Annotated in this window: 13 protein-coding genes; 6 read left to right on the plus strand and 7 right to left on the minus strand. The window is 60.8% G+C overall.

The features are described from left to right. Positions 1 to 3: 3 nt before the first annotated feature. Entirely contained in the window at positions 4 to 630 is a 627-nt protein-coding gene (locus B0G77_RS24220) for a LysE family translocator (protein WP_133664604.1), read from the minus strand. 162 nt (positions 631 to 792) lie between these two features. Here B0G77_RS24220 and B0G77_RS24225 point away from each other — a divergent pair, with 162 nt between their 5' ends. The 4 genes from B0G77_RS24225 (at position 793) to B0G77_RS24240 (ending at position 5,403) form a co-directional block, all read left to right on the plus strand. Next, positions 793 to 1,653 (plus strand): AraC family transcriptional regulator, encoded by an 861-nt coding sequence (locus B0G77_RS24225; RefSeq protein ID WP_243751193.1) that lies wholly within the window; start codon positions 793 to 795, stop codon positions 1,651 to 1,653. Positions 1,654 to 1,728: 75 nt separating this feature from the next. Next, positions 1,729 to 2,067, plus strand: a complete 339-nt coding sequence (locus B0G77_RS24230; RefSeq protein WP_133664605.1) for a hypothetical protein — start codon at positions 1,729 to 1,731, stop codon at positions 2,065 to 2,067. A 250-nt stretch (positions 2,068 to 2,317) separates the two neighbouring features. Beyond that, a complete protein-coding gene (locus B0G77_RS24235; protein ID WP_133664606.1) occupies positions 2,318 to 3,340 on the plus strand; it encodes an IS30 family transposase in 1,023 nt (340 codons plus the stop codon). Positions 3,341 to 3,618: 278 nt separating this feature from the next. Beyond that, positions 3,619 to 5,403 carry an IS1634 family transposase gene (locus B0G77_RS24240; RefSeq protein WP_133661411.1) on the plus strand — a complete coding sequence of 595 codons (1,785 nt, stop codon included), beginning with the start codon at positions 3,619 to 3,621 and terminating at the stop codon, positions 5,401 to 5,403. 379 nt (positions 5,404 to 5,782) lie between these two features. On the opposite strand, the gene B0G77_RS24245 is transcribed toward B0G77_RS24240, so the two are convergent. Together B0G77_RS24245 and B0G77_RS24250 are read right to left on the minus strand one after the other, a co-directional pair. Continuing rightward, positions 5,783 to 6,256: a hypothetical protein gene (locus tag B0G77_RS24245; protein WP_208116489.1), complete on the minus strand. Its 474-nt coding sequence runs from the start codon at positions 6,254 to 6,256 to the stop codon at positions 5,783 to 5,785. A 166-nt stretch (positions 6,257 to 6,422) separates the two neighbouring features. Then, the gene (locus tag B0G77_RS24250) at positions 6,423 to 7,799 is read right to left on the minus strand and encodes an IS4 family transposase (protein ID WP_133661517.1); all 1,377 of its coding nucleotides are present in this window, start codon (positions 7,797 to 7,799) and stop codon (positions 6,423 to 6,425) included. Between the two features lie 407 nt (positions 7,800 to 8,206). Between B0G77_RS24250 and B0G77_RS24255 the strand changes: the two genes are divergently transcribed. Together B0G77_RS24255 and B0G77_RS24260 are read left to right on the plus strand one after the other, a co-directional pair. Then, the gene (locus B0G77_RS24255) at positions 8,207 to 9,073 is read left to right on the plus strand and encodes a hypothetical protein (protein WP_133664607.1); all 867 of its coding nucleotides are present in this window, start codon (positions 8,207 to 8,209) and stop codon (positions 9,071 to 9,073) included. 82 nt (positions 9,074 to 9,155) lie between these two features. Continuing rightward, positions 9,156 to 10,226: an FUSC family protein gene (locus B0G77_RS24260; protein ID WP_133664608.1), complete on the plus strand. Its 1,071-nt coding sequence runs from the start codon at positions 9,156 to 9,158 to the stop codon at positions 10,224 to 10,226. Between the two features lie 100 nt (positions 10,227 to 10,326). On the opposite strand, the gene B0G77_RS24265 is transcribed toward B0G77_RS24260, so the two are convergent. The 4 genes from B0G77_RS24265 to B0G77_RS24280 all read right to left on the minus strand — a co-directional run bounded on the left by B0G77_RS24265 (position 10,327) and on the right by B0G77_RS24280 (position 14,940). Continuing rightward, entirely contained in the window at positions 10,327 to 10,830 is a 504-nt protein-coding gene (locus B0G77_RS24265) for a lipocalin-like domain-containing protein (protein WP_133664609.1), read from the minus strand. A 190-nt stretch (positions 10,831 to 11,020) separates the two neighbouring features. Further along, positions 11,021 to 11,161 (minus strand): hypothetical protein, encoded by a 141-nt coding sequence (locus B0G77_RS45600; RefSeq protein WP_166656265.1) that lies wholly within the window; start codon positions 11,159 to 11,161, stop codon positions 11,021 to 11,023. A gap of 118 nt (positions 11,162 to 11,279) precedes the next feature. Beyond that, positions 11,280 to 12,509, minus strand: a complete 1,230-nt coding sequence (locus B0G77_RS24270; protein WP_133662124.1) for an ISL3 family transposase — start codon at positions 12,507 to 12,509, stop codon at positions 11,280 to 11,282. A gap of 391 nt (positions 12,510 to 12,900) precedes the next feature. Then, positions 12,901 to 14,940: a M3 family metallopeptidase gene (locus tag B0G77_RS24280; RefSeq protein WP_133664611.1), complete on the minus strand. Its 2,040-nt coding sequence runs from the start codon at positions 14,938 to 14,940 to the stop codon at positions 12,901 to 12,903. Positions 14,941 to 15,225 lie beyond the last annotated feature (285 nt).

Genomic DNA, 15,225 nt, shown 5'->3' on the forward strand with positions numbered 1-15,225 from the left:
TGTTCAAGTCACGACGGCAATCAACGTTACCATCACGAGGACCACCGCCATTGACAGATTAAACAGTCGCGACGTTCCCGGTTCATGAAGAAAGCGGGACAGCGAAACGCCCGCCACCAGCCAGAACAAATGAATGATCACGATCATCAAGCTTAGCAGCGCTATTTTGACAACTGCGTCGAGGGTGTGGTTACCTGCGATGACGGTCGTTCCTGCAAACACGGCCGCAATCGCGAGATAGGCCTTGGGGTTTGCAACAGCCAGCAGAACGCCTCCGGTGAATGGCGGCGCTGCCAGTCGCCCTTTTTGTCGTTCAAGTGGCGGAGCAGTTGCGATCCTGTATGCCAGGAAAAGGATGTATGCGGCGGACACGACACTGAGTACCCGATCGCCATGCGGCACCGACGTCACCAGCGCCACGACGCCCATCGCCACCATCAGCAGCACCACGATCGTGCCCGCGATAAGACCGCCCGTGTAGCGAAGCGAGCGCCGAACCCCAAACGAGGCGCCGACCGCCGTCACGCTGATCGTCGAGGGCCCGGGGCTGCCCATGATGACCAGAGACGCGAGAATCAGGGCCGCCAAAGGTCGCCCTGTTTCCGACAGGGATGCGATCAGCCTTTCCATCTGACCTCCTGCAGTTGTACGATTAAAACAACTGTAAGGTGCGGCCACACAGCGAGTCTTGAACGATTGTGCGGGTCCGTCAATACCGTCCGTCATTGAAGCGATACGCACAACCCATCCGACGGAAGCTTGGTTCCTGTCGCACGACATTCTGGAGGCAACGTGAACGCGCACGAGCAAAACCCGGGCGTTCGACCTGATACGACCGACTCCGCCGGCGACTGGATTCGCCGTTCGGGTAGACCGAGTGGGATCGAAAGGATCGAAGCATTCTTTCACGGCCATGGCTACGAGATGCATCGCCACGATACCTACGCAATCGGTGTGACCCTCGGTGGAGTTCAGTCATTCAGCTATCGACGGGAGAAACGTCACAGTCTTCCCGGACAGATCATCGTGCTGCATCCCGACGAGGAGCACGACGGCGAAGCGGGAACGTCGGCTGGCTTCATGTATCGCATGGTGTATGTCGCACCCGCGCTGCTTCAGGAGGCGCTCGGCGAGAAGCCGCTGCCGTTTGTCCCCGGGGGCATCTCAGACGACGCACGCTTGCGCGCCGCCGTGCACGCCATGCTGCTGGACGAGGAAGCGCACAGCGACGCTCTTGCCCAGGACGATGCACTGTTCGATCTGGCAGCAGCGCTGGACGCGGCGGCAGGCTCTCCCGCGCAGCGACATTGCGGCGATTTCCGCGCGGCGCAGAAAGCGCGCGAGTACATCCATGACGCGCTGGACCGCCCTGTGACGCTCGACGAACTCGCGCTCGCCAGTGGACGCGACCGCTGGAGCCTGTCTCGAGACTTCAGAAGCTTCTTCGGCACCAGCCCTCATCGTTACCTGACCATGCGACGGCTCGATCTTGTGCGCGGCCTGATGTTGCGCGGGCACTCACTCGCCGATTGCGCGGTGGGTGCGGGCTTCGCGGACCAAAGCCACATGACCCGGCAGTTCATGAAAGCGTATGGTGTGTCGCCGGCGAGGTGGTTGAAGATCGTCGATGCTGGCGGCCATGCCGGTCGCTGAACCCGCACAATCGTTCAAGACCCTGCACCGCGCCAGCGCGAGACTTGTAACTTCATTTATCGCAAGGAGCTCAGCATGGCAGCCGAAAGTCAAACGCCCCAGGTCGATCAGGTCCAGCGCAGTCCCGTCAACTTCGACGCGAAGTTATCGCTGATTAGCGAGCAATGGTCGCCCCGTGTGGTCGCCGAGATGAACTGCAGCACGAGACTAGGGGCGGCAAAAGAACTCAACGTGATGTTCGGCGTGACGTTCACAGACGCGGACGGCAAGACGCATGCGACAAGACATACGCTGGAAGACTTTCAGCGGCTGTCGCCAAAGTCGAAAATGGTCGGCGAGGTAACGACGGTCGAAGCGATCACGAAAGCGGCAACGATCGAAACGATCACAGACGCAACAGCCGCCATGCAATAAGCGATGCCGGCGCCTTTCCGGACGGTAATGAAAGGGCTCACGGCAGACTTCCGCCTGCCACAACATGAACGACGCGATTAAATTCGAGTATCTCGAAGTGCTCGAAAAGCACGGCAGACGAGTTGCGAACCGTTGGTTAGTCGTCAAGCTTGAATTGAAAGCGCCTTTCCCTTTGCGTGATTTCTATCTGCTTTATGGGAGGGCGCGATCAATTTTGAAGTGCAACACCTTGATCTGCTAAGGTGCGCACATGACTACAAGAAAGTATCAGCAGTTGCAGCCTGAAGAACGTATCACTATTGCCAGCATGAAACAGCAGGGTTTGAGCGTGCGGGCCATGGCCCGCACGCTTGACCGCTCAGCTTCGAGCGTCAGCCGTGAACTGGCGCGTAATGCGTGTCCGGTGCGCGGCTACGCTTCGGCAGTCGCGCAGGCCATCAGTTCGAACCGGCGGGCTACAGCGCGCACGCCGGGTAAGCTTAATCCCCAAGGCGCACTGTGGCGCATTGTGCTCAGTCTGCTTAGCTGGAAGTGGTCGCCGCAGCAGATCTCCGGTACGCTGACGCGCATGTGGCCCGATGACCCTTCCATGCACGTCTCGCACGAGACCATCTACAACGCAATCTATGCACACCCGCGCGGCGAACTGCGCCGCCAGCTCATCTCGTGTCTGCGCCAGGCTCGCAGCACGCGAATGCCACGCAGTCGTGGCAACGACAGACGGGGCAAGATCGCCGACATGCTGAGCATCCACGTGCGCCCGCCTGAGGTGAACGATCGGGTCATGCCCGGGCACTGGGAGGGAGACTTTATCAAGGGTGCGGGCAACCAGTCCTCCGTGGGAGTTCTGGTCGAGCGCACCAGCCGGCTTGTCCTGCTCGCGAAGATGGAGGATGCCACCGCCGCCTCAGCGCTGGCCGGCTTCACCGCCAAACTGAACTCCATCGCCACGCCACTGCGTCAGAGCCTGACCTATGATCAGGGCACGGAGATGGCGCGGCATCCGGAACTCACCGCCGCCACCGGCGTGCGCGTGTATTTCTGTGACCCGCACAGTCCGTGGCAGCGTGGCACCTGTGAGAACACCAACGGACTGCTACGCCAGTACCTGCCCAAGGGCACCGATCTCTCAGTCTACAGCCAGGATGAACTTGACGACATCGCCGACAGCCTGAACAGCAGGCCCCGTGCTACCCACGCCTTTCACTCGCCTCTGGAAGTCTTTGCGCGCATGCTCGAGACCAACACGCAAACACCTTCAACCCTTCATTAACCTGTTGCATTTCGGTTTTGAAACCGCCGAGTGAAGAAGATTTGCCAGAAGCGGAAAGGGGTAAAACGCTAATGATTGACGAATTTGACCAGCTGGGATTCTTAGCCCAACTTTCGCTATTCGCCCGTCGATTCCAGTGTTTTTCACCGATTTCTGATATGGCTGCCTCGGTAACTCTTTGATTTGTCGTGTGAGTGCGCGCGGGGGATTGGCAGAATCGCTTGTAGTGAAGACCTTGGTCCTTGGCAGTCGTACGGCGAGGATCCTACACTGGCCGAATGTTCCTCAAGCGCACACAGCGGATCAAGGACGGCAAGACGCACCAGTACTGGAGCGTGGTGGAGAATCGGCGTCTGTTGAATGGCAAGGTCGCGCAGCGCCAGGTGCTGTACCTGGGCGAGATCAACGACAGTCAGCAACTCGCCTGGCGCAAGACGATCGAAGTGTTCGACGAAGGCGCCAAACGCCAGGTCGCGCTGTTTGCGGAAGGTGCGCAGCCGGCAGATGACGCCAAGGCAGTGGGCGTGCGGTTGAGCGAGTTGCAATTGAAGCGCCCGCGGCAGTGGGGAGCGTGCTGGCTGTCTTGCGTGCTATGGCAGCAGCTAGGCCTGGACGCATTCTGGTCGGCGCGCCTGCCGGCTTCACGCAAAGGAACGCGCTGGCTGCAGGTGTTGCAGACCCTGGTGGCGTATCGGCTGATCGATCCGGGCTCGGAATGGCGTCTGCACCGGCACTGGTTCACGTCAAGCGCGATGGCGGATCTATTGGAAGCCGACTTTGCGCTGGCCGGCAAAGATACGCTGTATCGTTGCCTGGACAAGTTGCTGCCGCACAAGGACACCTTGATGCTGTTTCTCAAGCAGCGTTGGGGCGAACTGTTCGGCGCCTCGTTCGACGTGCTGCTATACGATCTGACCAGCACCTACTTCGAGGCCGACACGCCGCGGGAAGCACCGGACAAGCGTCAATACGGCTATAGCCGCGACAAGCGCGGCGACTGCCGGCAGGTCGTGATCGGCCTGATTGTCACGCCGGAGGGCTTTCCCCTGAGCTACGAAGTGCTGGCCGGCAACACCGCAGACTGCACCACGCTGTCCGATCTGCTCAAGCGTATCGAGACCCGACACGGCAAGGCCAATCGGATCTGGGTCATGGACCGCGGCATCCCAACAGAAGAGACGTTGGCACAGATGCGCCAGATGGGCGCCTTTTACCTCGTAGGCACACCTAAGGGTCGCTTGAGCAAGCTGGAGCAGTCATTCCTCCCAGCGCCGTGGGAGCATGTCCGGGAAGGGATGCAGGTCAAGCGCCTGCCCCTGGAGAGCGAAACGTATGTGCTTGCCGTGAGCGAGCAGCGGATCGGCAAAGAACGTGGCATGCGGCTGCGCCGGCTCAGGCGCTACGTGGAAAGGCTCAGGCAGTGCCGTACGCAAAGCCTCACACGCGACCAGCTACTGATGAAAGTGGGCGCGGCCAGGCAGGACGCCGGGCGAGCCGCGAGCCTGATCAGACTGACATTGCCACAGAGCCATGAAGTCGTCACGCCGGACACCTTCCGCTTTGAACTTGACCGTAAGAAATTGCGTCAGGTGCGGCACCGCGAAGGCCGTTATCTGTTGCGCACCAACCTCTCGAGTCACGACCCGGCGCAGCTTTGGACCTTCTACATTCAGCTCACGGAAGTCGAGCAGGCGTTCAAGGAACTCAAGCATGATCTGGCTATCCGACCGATCTACCATCACAAGGAAGAGCGCATCGAAGCGCACATCTTCGTGGCCTTTCTGGCGTATTGCCTGCAGGTCACGCTCAAATACCAGCTCAAGCGGGCCGCGCCAGGTTTGACACCCCGAGCGGCGCTGGAGAAATTCAGGACCATGCAGATGGTCGATGTTCATCTGCCCACCACTGACGGGCGCCATCTGATCCTGTCGCGCTACACGCAGCCGGAACCCGAACACCGTCTCCTGCTCGACCAGTTAGGTCTCAAGCTGCCCGCGCAGCCACCGCCGAAAATCACCGCCCAGCCATCGCCAATCGTCCCTACGCGCGCCCACGCCCTGTAGTGAAGACCTTTGCCGGCGACACCTTTTAAAATCAATTACTTAGCCTAGGCAAACACCGCGAATAGCGAAAGTTGGGTTAGCGCTTTACCCCCGCGTGGTGCGCCGCCGCCCGCGCTGTGGCCCGCGCCGGGAACGCCAGAAGCGGGCGCAATATTGTCGGGTGCGAGTGACGACGCACACGCGGCAGACGCCCCGCAACCTTCCGCCCTTCCCTGACGCCAGCGGACCGCGCGCGGCCCGTCTGAAGGCCCGTTATGCGCGCGTCTGACCCCTCACACGCCGCATAGGGGCAATCGTACTTCTCGTGCAAATTCTGGCGGCAAGGGCAGATAAGTCCAGGCTATGCATTGCGTTGGACTGCCGGGGGAGAAATTCAAGATCAGTTCGTCGCGGTTGCAGGTTTCGCGTCAGGCTTCACATCAGCTTTGACGTCCTGCTTGATTCCAGTTTTCGCTGAATCCGATTTGCCGAAAAGAATCGTTATCAGATCGGGATAATCGAACGCTGAACCATTCGCGGTGTCAATGGCCGCGCCGACAATTCCACCGAAGAGAATGTTACCGAACGCGGAACCTTTGACGGATGATTTCACGGTGGTTGCCGCTGGGTCAAAGCCGTCTTTCTTGCAATTCACATTTAGCGCGTCCGCAGAGCGGTGAACGGTCACGGTCCCCGGTGTGGTAAGGAACCACGTGCCTTTATCGTTCTTCAGTTCGCACGTTGCGCCAGCTACGGAATCAGCGCCATTATGCGCATCGACAGAGAGCGTTTGCTGCGTACCGCCAACGATAGACGCACAACCAGACATCAAGACGGTTGCGCTAGCAATAGCAGTTATGATTATGCGTTTCATGATTAGGTCTCCTACACGGGTATTTGTAGCGGGTGGTCTTTATAACAACCCTCCAGCGCGTAACGCATTTACAAATTGTTACGCGAAAGGGGAACGATACCAGGTCGAAAGGTTTGTCGCCCCACCCATGAAGGCTCAGGATCACCCACATTTTTCGTGAGCCAACTTATTCGTCTTGCCTGAAGATGCGATACATCTCGGTGATCTCGTGCAGGACGAGAAATCCACGCCACATGACGGTGGGACCGGGTGGGTGGTCATGCTTGCGGTTCAGGTACCCACCGAGTTTTGCAATCCACAGCACGACCTCACCGAGTGAAGGTATTGCAGTCGGTGGTTTTGACGTGCGATGGGTGCGGCTATGAAGCGCGCGCCATTCGTCTGGTTGCAGAAGGACTTCGCACGACAGGTCCGGATCGGCACGACCCAGCAACGTCGCGTACATGATGCGCCAGCTGATCACCGCAAATAGCGCGGTCGACCGTACGAACCGCTCAAGGTTGCCGAACTGACGCTTTTCAATGCTGCAGCCACTCTTCAGTACGCGGTGCCACGACTCAATCGTCCATCGGCGGGCATACCAGCCGAGTCGTTCAAGGGTGTCCTCAAACGTGATCGTCGGCACGGAACTGAGCAGCATCCATTCGAGCGGCTCGATGTCCGCCGGCGGCGTGGTTTCAAGGGCGTGGATCGCATAGACTGTGACCTCGGCGAGCCGGGATGAAGGCCGTTGCGGAGGCCTCAGTCGCACTGGCGTACACCGCAGTGTCAGACGGGCGACGCGCCTGGGTTGATTACCCACTGGCGGGACCTGTAACTCCGTTTCGCCCAGCGGGGCGGTCGCGGCAACGGCCTCCCAGAGGGAGTGCTCGGGGTTGACGGTCTTGCGATCCGACTTGGCTCGGATCAGCCACTCAACGCCTCGCGGACGCTCGGCCGTGAACACTTCGTAGAGGTCGCTTTCCCGGTCACCGATTCCAATCACCAGGGTCTCGGGACAGCGTGCCTTGAGGGCGCCCAGATGCGCGATGCCTTCGAGCCACTTGACGCTCTCCTTGTCTGCAACCGGAAGGTGCTTTCTCTCCTGCTTCTTGCCTAATTGCGCGTCGGGTCGCACCCAGGTCTTCATACCCAGCACACCCAGCGGCAAACCTTCTGGCGTGACGGCCAGCAGGCTGTGCAGCATGAAGCCGCGCGAAGCGTTGCCCGTGCCGTAGCCCAGTCCTTCGGTCGCTTTGAGGTGGCTCAGGTTGAATTCGGTCGTGTCCTGCACCGCAAGCACGACCGGTATGCGGGTCATGCGCCGCAGGGTCTGTTCAATGTGCGGAGCAAGTACGCCATCCGTATCGACCTGTTCGTTGTCGAAAAAACGATAGGCTGCCTTGAGCTCGGCGGCATTGAGCGAGCGCGGGAATGGGCAATCAGGACTACTTGCCAACCGTCGCGCCAGCGCGACCAGTCGGCTCGTCAAACGGGCATCGCCCAGATTGGCCGCACCGAATTCGGTATCGGCCCAGTCAGCGTTATCGTCTATGGAAGGCAACGGCGTGTCGTTTTACAGGCAATACACGCAAGTTAACATCGCCTGACTCAGTTTACAAGCGCGATTCAGCGAAAAGATGTGGGCAATCCTGAGCCCATGAAGGGGGGGCGGGTAAACGCTTGATCTGGAGTTTTTTGCAGCCGCTGATGGGCGATTGCGCGACCGACTCGCGGCTGTCGATGCTGCTCGATCGGGCACACTTGCTGAATGCCAGCCAGCAACCTGTGTTTTGGTACCGCAAGCCCCATCGGCAAGCCAGCTTCCGCAATCGCCGACGACCCCCGGCTGGCTTGCTACACTACAAGCCCCCGACCATCGACAGTCCGAAATAGAGCGGAGCGCGCGCTCACAGACGCTCCCGGAATGGACCAACCGATGCGCTCCCGAGATTCATCCGGAGGTTCCCTATGTCCACTACATTTTCCGGTCTGTCGAGAACTGTCGTGATTGCCGTCGTGTACGGCGCATCGGTTGCGGCCATTGGCGCGCATGGACAGCGGCCTCCGGTTCCTCCACAAGCGATTCCGTCCCAGTTGCTCAGCGACGACGAGCGCATCGAATTCTGCACACAAATGCACGACGCTTCGACGCCCGAAGAGCGCAAGAAGGTCGCGGAGCGCATGCGCGCAACGCTCACGCCCCGCGCAAAGGCCTATGGCGTTACGTTGCCGGCCTGGTTGCTGGATGGACAGCCCATCGAGGGGCGCGGCGGCGCCATTCCCGGACTGGGTTGTCAATCGGGGCGCGCGAGGCCGCGCACACAGAACACGCCGCCCGCGCACGCGGCACCCGATCAGGGAACGCCCACTCGCGAAATACCGGCGCGCGAGACACCTGTGCGCGACACGCCAGCGCCAAACACACCGATCCAAAGCACACCAGCTCAAAACACACCGTCCCAGACGGTGCCCGACACTGACATACCGATCGGACACGATCACGGTATCCCCTACGTCACAGGCGGCGTCGGCCAGGACGAAGCGACCGCGCTGCGCCGGCTCGCTTCCGGCTATAGCATGCGCGCGACATTCACCAGCGTCACGGGCGAGTATCTGTCGGGTGTCGCCGTCCAGGTCTCCAGCCCGAACGGCGCGACCGTCTTCACGGCCGTATCCCAGGGTCCGTATCTTTTCGCCAGGCTTCCTTCGGGCCACTACCGCGTCGTCGCCAGATTCAACGGCGTCGAGCGCAGCCGCGAACTTTACATTCCTGCGCGAGGCAGCGTCAGATTCGCCATGGTATGGCCGGCATTGCGCGCGTCTTCTGGCGGCTGACGCGTCCACTGAACGGTAAGAGCGTATTTAAAAGCTCGACGCGCAATGCCGAACCTGGAGAACCGCACGCAAGGATAGAGCCGTGTCCTCCCTCTACACGCATAAGCCACTCACACCCTTTCGCCGCTCCGTCGCGCGTTTTTCCTTTTCGGAAACGGCGAAATGCGCGAAACTCACGCGGGGCCTCTGGATAGGCTTCGCGATTCCTTCGGCTCTCGATTATCCCGATGCCGCCGTCGCACTCGCGGCCTCCACGATGCTGACGCTAGCGCTCGGCAGCTCGATTTCGGCCGCACGCAGCTATTTCTACCAACGCGTGGTCTCCAACGCCGTGGCCATGCCGCTCGGCACGCTACTGATCTGGCTGACCGCGCCGCACCTGTGGCGCGGCGCCTTCCTTTTGCCGCTCGTGATATTCGCCATTGTCCGTGCGAAGCCGTCGCTGTTCCGGATGACGAGCATCACCGTGCCGATGACGCTCGTCCTGTACACCGGCGAGCACCTTCCGCTGCTTGAACAGCGCCTCATCGGTGTCGTGCTCGGCATGTCGCTCGGCTTCATCATCCAGCAGGTCGCCTTTCCGCCGGATCACGGCTACTGGGCCAATACGCTCGTCAACGAAGGCAACGAGCAGGCAACCGAGGCCATCTCGCGTCTAACGAGCGGCTCACTGGCGCGGCAGGCGATCAAGCCGTTGACCGCGAATCTGCGCAATACGAGCACGAACCTCAAGCAGGCGCACGATCTGCTGAAGCTGGATCTCGAACAGGCGTGGGTATCGATGCATCTCAAGCGCAACCGTGATCGTCTTCCGCTGTTCTACGGCTACCGCGAAGTCTTTGATTCTCTCGTCAACTTTCTCGAAACGATGGATACGTTTCATGATCAGTTCGCCGCGCTCGATGTCGAATGGAAGGCGGCTTTCCTTGCCGGGCTGAACCGGCTTGTCACGGCACACCGGCAACTTGCCGAAGTGGCAGACCTGCGCGTCGAGCGCCCCGGCCTCGCGCGGGCACCGATCGAGATGGAGGAGTTGCGGCAACTCGTCTCGGTGTTGCCGGCCCCCGGTGTGTTCGCCAGCGTCTATCTGGGCCATCTGACCGGCTACGGCATCCTGCTTTGCAATCTTGCCGCGATGCAATCCGGGCGATGAACTGTCATGCCGTCCAGGCACGTGCGGCTACGCTCTCCCTGCAACCGACATCGCACGGCCCTGCGATGCCGCAACCGCGTTTGCTTGCAGATGGGGCGGTCTATTTCTCTCGCCGCCAGACCACCGTCGAGGCCCCGTAGCCAAAGCTGCCCGGAGTGACATACGTAAGCGTGTCGCCAACCAGCGTGAACGGTCTGCTTTGAGTATCGCCGTCCCAGTTCGGGAAAGTACTTTTCTGGATGTGAAACACGATAATCTTGCCGGCCGGATCGACGGCATACGTGCCGAAATGCGAGACGCTCCCTTCAATGATCTTTTTGTTTTCCTCGGCAGTGCTCGACAGACGACCGCCCGATTGGAGCTTCGGCAGATCGGCACGAACCGCAAGCAGAACGTAGCGGCCGTCGCTTCCAAATATCAGTTGCCCCTGCGGATGTGGGCCCAGCATTTCCATCGGGGTCCCGCTCCGCGAGACGGTCAACGAGACCAGTGACCACGAACCGACGAGATCCGGTGCTGCCTGGGCGATCGCCTTCGCAGTGGAGAAACACATCGCGAGAATCAGTGTGGCGACAGTTCCCGAAATTTTCAGGACTTGTTTCATGATCTTCTCCCGCTTGCGAATACGACGTTCGAGAGCCGCGGCATATCGGCCGGGTACGGGTCAGCATCGCCACGCTGTGAGTGTTATAGACTCGAACCAGACGATGCGATACCCGAAGTTGCGCGGTCAAAGAAACAGCGTCGGCGAGATCGCAGGCATTCACGAATGGTCGGGTGCACACACGGCCAATTCAACGAGGCGGCTGTGGGTTGTTCGCCGGATTGGTGTCGAACTTGACCATGCTTTCGATTCCCGCATCGCCGATCAGCGCTGACAGTTCAGCCTCCAGAAGCTCAGCAATTTCCTTGCCATAGACCTCCTCGCCGCCCACGTAGACAGTGAAGATCTGCAGATACCTGGCTTTTTTCTCAGGAATGGCGATCGTGTCTTTGGTCCACTTATACAGCGGATATTTTTGGCTCTTTTAAAAGCGCAGTGGGTAATGCGGCTCACGAGGCATGCGGATTGAGTGCTGAGAAGTCGAGTTTGCCCGCGATGAGAAACAGCACGGTGCGCATGGTCTTGAAGCTGGCGTATCCCCGTGCCTTGCGCTTGGCGGCCTGAAACAGGCCGTTGATCGCCTCAATGAATCCATTGGTCTGGCGTGTCTGCGCCCACGCGATGATGCCGTCGAAATGACGACGGATCATGCGCGCGACGTCCTTCATGGGCTCGACCTTGGAACGCATGACGTTGCCGCACCACCGGCGCAGCATTTTGGAGACGACGTGGATCTGTTTGCGATCGAGAATCTCGCGCAGTTGCTCGCGGTACATCCACGCTCGGGCCGTGCGGTTGGTGGCGTACTGGCTGATCAGCGCCTCGAGATCGGTCAGTTGCGCGAGATCGAGTTTCTCGGCATCCTTGAGCAGCGACCAGCGCATGCCCTTCAGCGAGGGATCGGTTTTCTGCTGCGCGCGGCGCACACCATCAAGCGCTTTGGACGCATGCGCCACGACATGAAACTTGTCGAAGGTCACACGCGCGTCGGGCAGGTGTTCGTCCACGCCCTTGATGAAGGCAGCCGACATGTCGATGCTGACCGATTCGATCTGTGCAGGCGTGGCATTATGTTCCTCCAGGTGCCGGGCAAAGCGTTCGACAACGCCGGCATCCTTGCCTGGCGTGACGAAGACCACGCGCCTTGCGTCCATGTCGGCGACCAGCGAGATATAGTCCTGCCCACGTCGGGCCGACGTTTCGTCAATGGCCACCGCGGTAACTTCGGACAGGTCGGTCGCGGCCACGGCCAGGTCCACGTAACGGTCACAGATGGCCTTCACCCGATGCCACGACAGGTTCACCACGCGGGCCACCGCGGCAAATGTCATCTCCCGGCACAGCGTCAGCACGAGCGCTTCAAACAGCAGCGTGAAGCCGTCCAGCTTGCCTATCCAGTCGGGTTCGACCAGGCGCACCGAGCCGTCCGGCAGACGCACCCGCGGCACCCGAACCTCCAGATAGCACTCGTGCTGAAAGAAGTTGAGGTGGCGCAGCCGCTTGATCTGGGTGTCGTGAGCCGGATGCTCGCCCGCGACGCCGGGATAGGGAAAGCGCGTACCCGCGACAAAGTCCACGGCAATGGTCAGTTCACGCCGCGCGGCATCGAAATCGACGCCTTGCACGTACCACGGGGCCTTGATTCCCAAGGCGGCTTCAAACAGTTGGGTCTGGTTCATCGGTTCACGTTGTCTTGCAGGGCTGGTTGCCGCATTCTGCCGCAACCAGCCCTGTCCCAGCTTACTTCTTCAACGCGCGTCAAGTATTCGCTTCGCCGGGCTGACGCCCGTACTTGACCCGCCAAACCAGCCACTCGGAATTTGAAATAGGCATATTTTTCAGAGCCCTGTCTTTCGGCCTCGCTCAGATAGTCCGCAAAGGCGTCGAACTGACACTTCAAAGATGCATTGTGTCTGCGCAGAACATCGGCTAGCGGGCCGTGCGAATGACTCGCCGGGGGTTCACGCAAAGCGGCTGAGAGCTCAGGCGAGACGGTGAGCCTCAGTTGAAACCGCCATCCGTCGTCCATGTTTTCCTCGCTACAGGACCCGTTCGTCCACCCCATCTGCATCAAGCCTGCAGCAAGCCACGTTTGCGCAACATCGGCGCGACTTGCGGATCGCGGCCACGAAAAGCGCGAAATGCGGCGCCCTGTTCGCGGCTGTCGCCCGCGCTGTAAATGTAGCGCAGCAGCTTGCCGGCGAGCGTAGCGTCGAATGCATCGCCCGCTTCGTCGAATGCGTCGAACGCGTCGGCCTCCAGAACTTCGGCCCACATGTAGACGTAATAGCCGGCGGCATAATATGCGCCGCTAAAAACATGACCGAAATGCGGCAACCGGTGCCTCATGCCCACTTCGCGCGGCACGCCAAGGCGCTGGCTTTCCTCCTCCTCGAAGCGGGCGATATCGACCCCGCTCGGGTCGCTCTGCAAATGCAACGCCATGTCGATCAGTGCCGACGACGTATAAGCCACCGTTTCGAAACCCTGGTTGAAGGTTTGCGAAGCCCGTATCCGCTCGATCAGCGCAGCCGGGATCGGTTCGCCAGTCGTCACATGACGCGCGTGCCGTGCCAGCACTTCCGGTACGGTGGCCCAATTCTCCATCAGTTGCGAAGGCAGTTCCACGTAGTCCCGTGGCACATGGGTACCGGACAGGCGACCGTACGTCACATCGGACAGCAGGCCATGCAGGCCATGCCCGAACTCGTGAAAGAGCGTGCGCACATCATCGAAACTGAGCAGCGTCGGGCCATCGCCGTCGCGGGCAAAATTGTTGTTGTTCACCACGACCGGCGTCGCGATGCCGCCGTTACGCTTTTGCCCGCGATAGATGTGCATCCACGCGCCCCCCTGCTTGTTGGGCCTGGCGAAGTTGTCGCCGATGAAGATGCCTGTCAACTCATCGCCGCGGCGCACTTCCCACAGGCGCACATCCGGGTGATAAAGCGGCACGCCGGTTTGTTCGACGAACCGCAGCCCGAACAGGCGTTGCGCGCAATCGAACATCGCGCCCAGCATCGCGTCCAGACTGAAGTACGGTTTGACTTCCGCATCGTCGAGTGCGTAGCGGGCGACCCGGACTTTCTCGGCCAGGTAATACCAGTCCCACGCTTCGATGTCAGTGGGTTCGCCAAGCGCTGCGGCTTGCGCCACCAGCGCCTCGCGCTCCCGCCCTGCGCTCGCCTTCGCCGGTTCCCACACCTGAGCGAGCAGTTCATGCACGGCAGCGGGTGTGCCGGCCATGCGATCGGACAGCGCGTAATCGGCATAGTTCTGGTAGCCCAGCAAACGCGCCTGTTCGTTGCGCAGTGCGAGTATCTCGCGCGCGAGCGGCCGGTTGTCCCGCGTCGGCGTTTCCCCACGGCTGGTCCACGCACGCCACGCGGTTTCGCGCAGATCGCGGCGAGTCGACCAGGTAAGAAAGGGCACCACGAGCGAGCGCGACAGCGTAATCACATAGCCGTCCACATCGCGCTCCTGTGCTGCGCTGTGGGCGGCACGGCGCAGAAACTCGGGCAGACCCGACAGATCGGCTTCGGATACTAACGGCAACTGCCAGGCGGATTCGTCAGCCAGCACGTTCTGCGCGAACTGCGTCTGGAGATCGGCCAGCCGCTCCGCGATCGCCGCGAAGCGCTCACGCGCAGCGCCTTGCAGCGTGGCGCCCGTACGAACGAAATCGGTATGCAGACGTTGCAGCAGACGCCTCTGCTCCTCGCTCAGGTCCAGCGTCGCAATCTGGCGGTGGACCGCATCGAGCCGTGCGAAGAAGCCCGCGTGCATCGCCACCTTGCTGTCGTGGGCGGCGAGGCGCGGCGCCATTTCGCGCTCAACTGCCTGCAGGGCGGGCGGCGACTCTGACGCGCACAGGTTTTCGAAGGTCAGGCGTGCGCGATCCAGCCTGGCGCCGGCGGCATCGAATGCCGCCACAGTGTTCTCGAATGTCGGCGCGGCCGGATTGGCTGCCAGCGCATCGAGTTCGGCCAGATGCTCGTCGAAGAGCGTTGCAAAGGCCGGGGCGAAGTGTTCGAAGCGGATCTGCTCGAAGGGTGGCAACTGATAGGGCGTCTGCCAGTCTTGTAACAGCGGATTGCTCTGGTCTGTCATGTCGATCTGCCTTGTGGGCGCTCAGCGTCGAGAAGCAAACATGATATGACATCGCGTCAACGTCGGCGGGGCGAGGTGGCGAATGCCAGTACGGCTCCTTGTCGTCGCGCCAGCGGCAAAGTCCGGCGCTATCGCATTGGCGGCTCGGGGGTCCCGACTGGCGCTATGACTCCCGGACCAAGGCCGGCAAAAGCAGATTTGGTCGATAATTCAGGGCTGCACGCCGGACGGCAACGTCATTGCGCGGACATGCAAAGGTGCGGAAATGGCACACAGCCAGAACGC

This window comes from Paraburkholderia sp. BL10I2N1, assembly GCF_004361815.1.
Lineage (GTDB): Bacteria > Pseudomonadota > Gammaproteobacteria > Burkholderiales > Burkholderiaceae > Paraburkholderia.

What these genes read in the sequence shown, in the direction of transcription:
- B0G77_RS24280 (WP_133664611.1), bottom strand. Translation starts at nt 14,940, where the DNA reads ATGACAGACCAGAGCAATCCGCTGTTACAAGACTGGCAGACGCCCTAT.
- B0G77_RS24235 (WP_133664606.1), top strand. Translation starts at nt 2,318, where the DNA reads ATGACTACAAGAAAGTATCAGCAGTTGCAGCCTGAAGAACGTATCACT.
- B0G77_RS24265 (WP_133664609.1), bottom strand. Translation starts at nt 10,830, where the DNA reads ATGAAACAAGTCCTGAAAATTTCGGGAACTGTCGCCACACTGATTCTC.
- B0G77_RS24270 (WP_133662124.1), bottom strand. Translation starts at nt 12,509, where the DNA reads ATGAACCAGACCCAACTGTTTGAAGCCGCCTTGGGAATCAAGGCCCCG.
- B0G77_RS24240 (WP_133661411.1), top strand. Translation starts at nt 3,619, where the DNA reads ATGTTCCTCAAGCGCACACAGCGGATCAAGGACGGCAAGACGCACCAG.
- B0G77_RS24255 (WP_133664607.1), top strand. Translation starts at nt 8,207, where the DNA reads ATGTCCACTACATTTTCCGGTCTGTCGAGAACTGTCGTGATTGCCGTC.
- B0G77_RS24230 (WP_133664605.1), top strand. Translation starts at nt 1,729, where the DNA reads ATGGCAGCCGAAAGTCAAACGCCCCAGGTCGATCAGGTCCAGCGCAGT.
- B0G77_RS24245 (WP_208116489.1), bottom strand. Translation starts at nt 6,256, where the DNA reads ATGAAACGCATAATCATAACTGCTATTGCTAGCGCAACCGTCTTGATG.
- B0G77_RS24220 (WP_133664604.1), bottom strand. Translation starts at nt 630, where the DNA reads ATGGAAAGGCTGATCGCATCCCTGTCGGAAACAGGGCGACCTTTGGCG.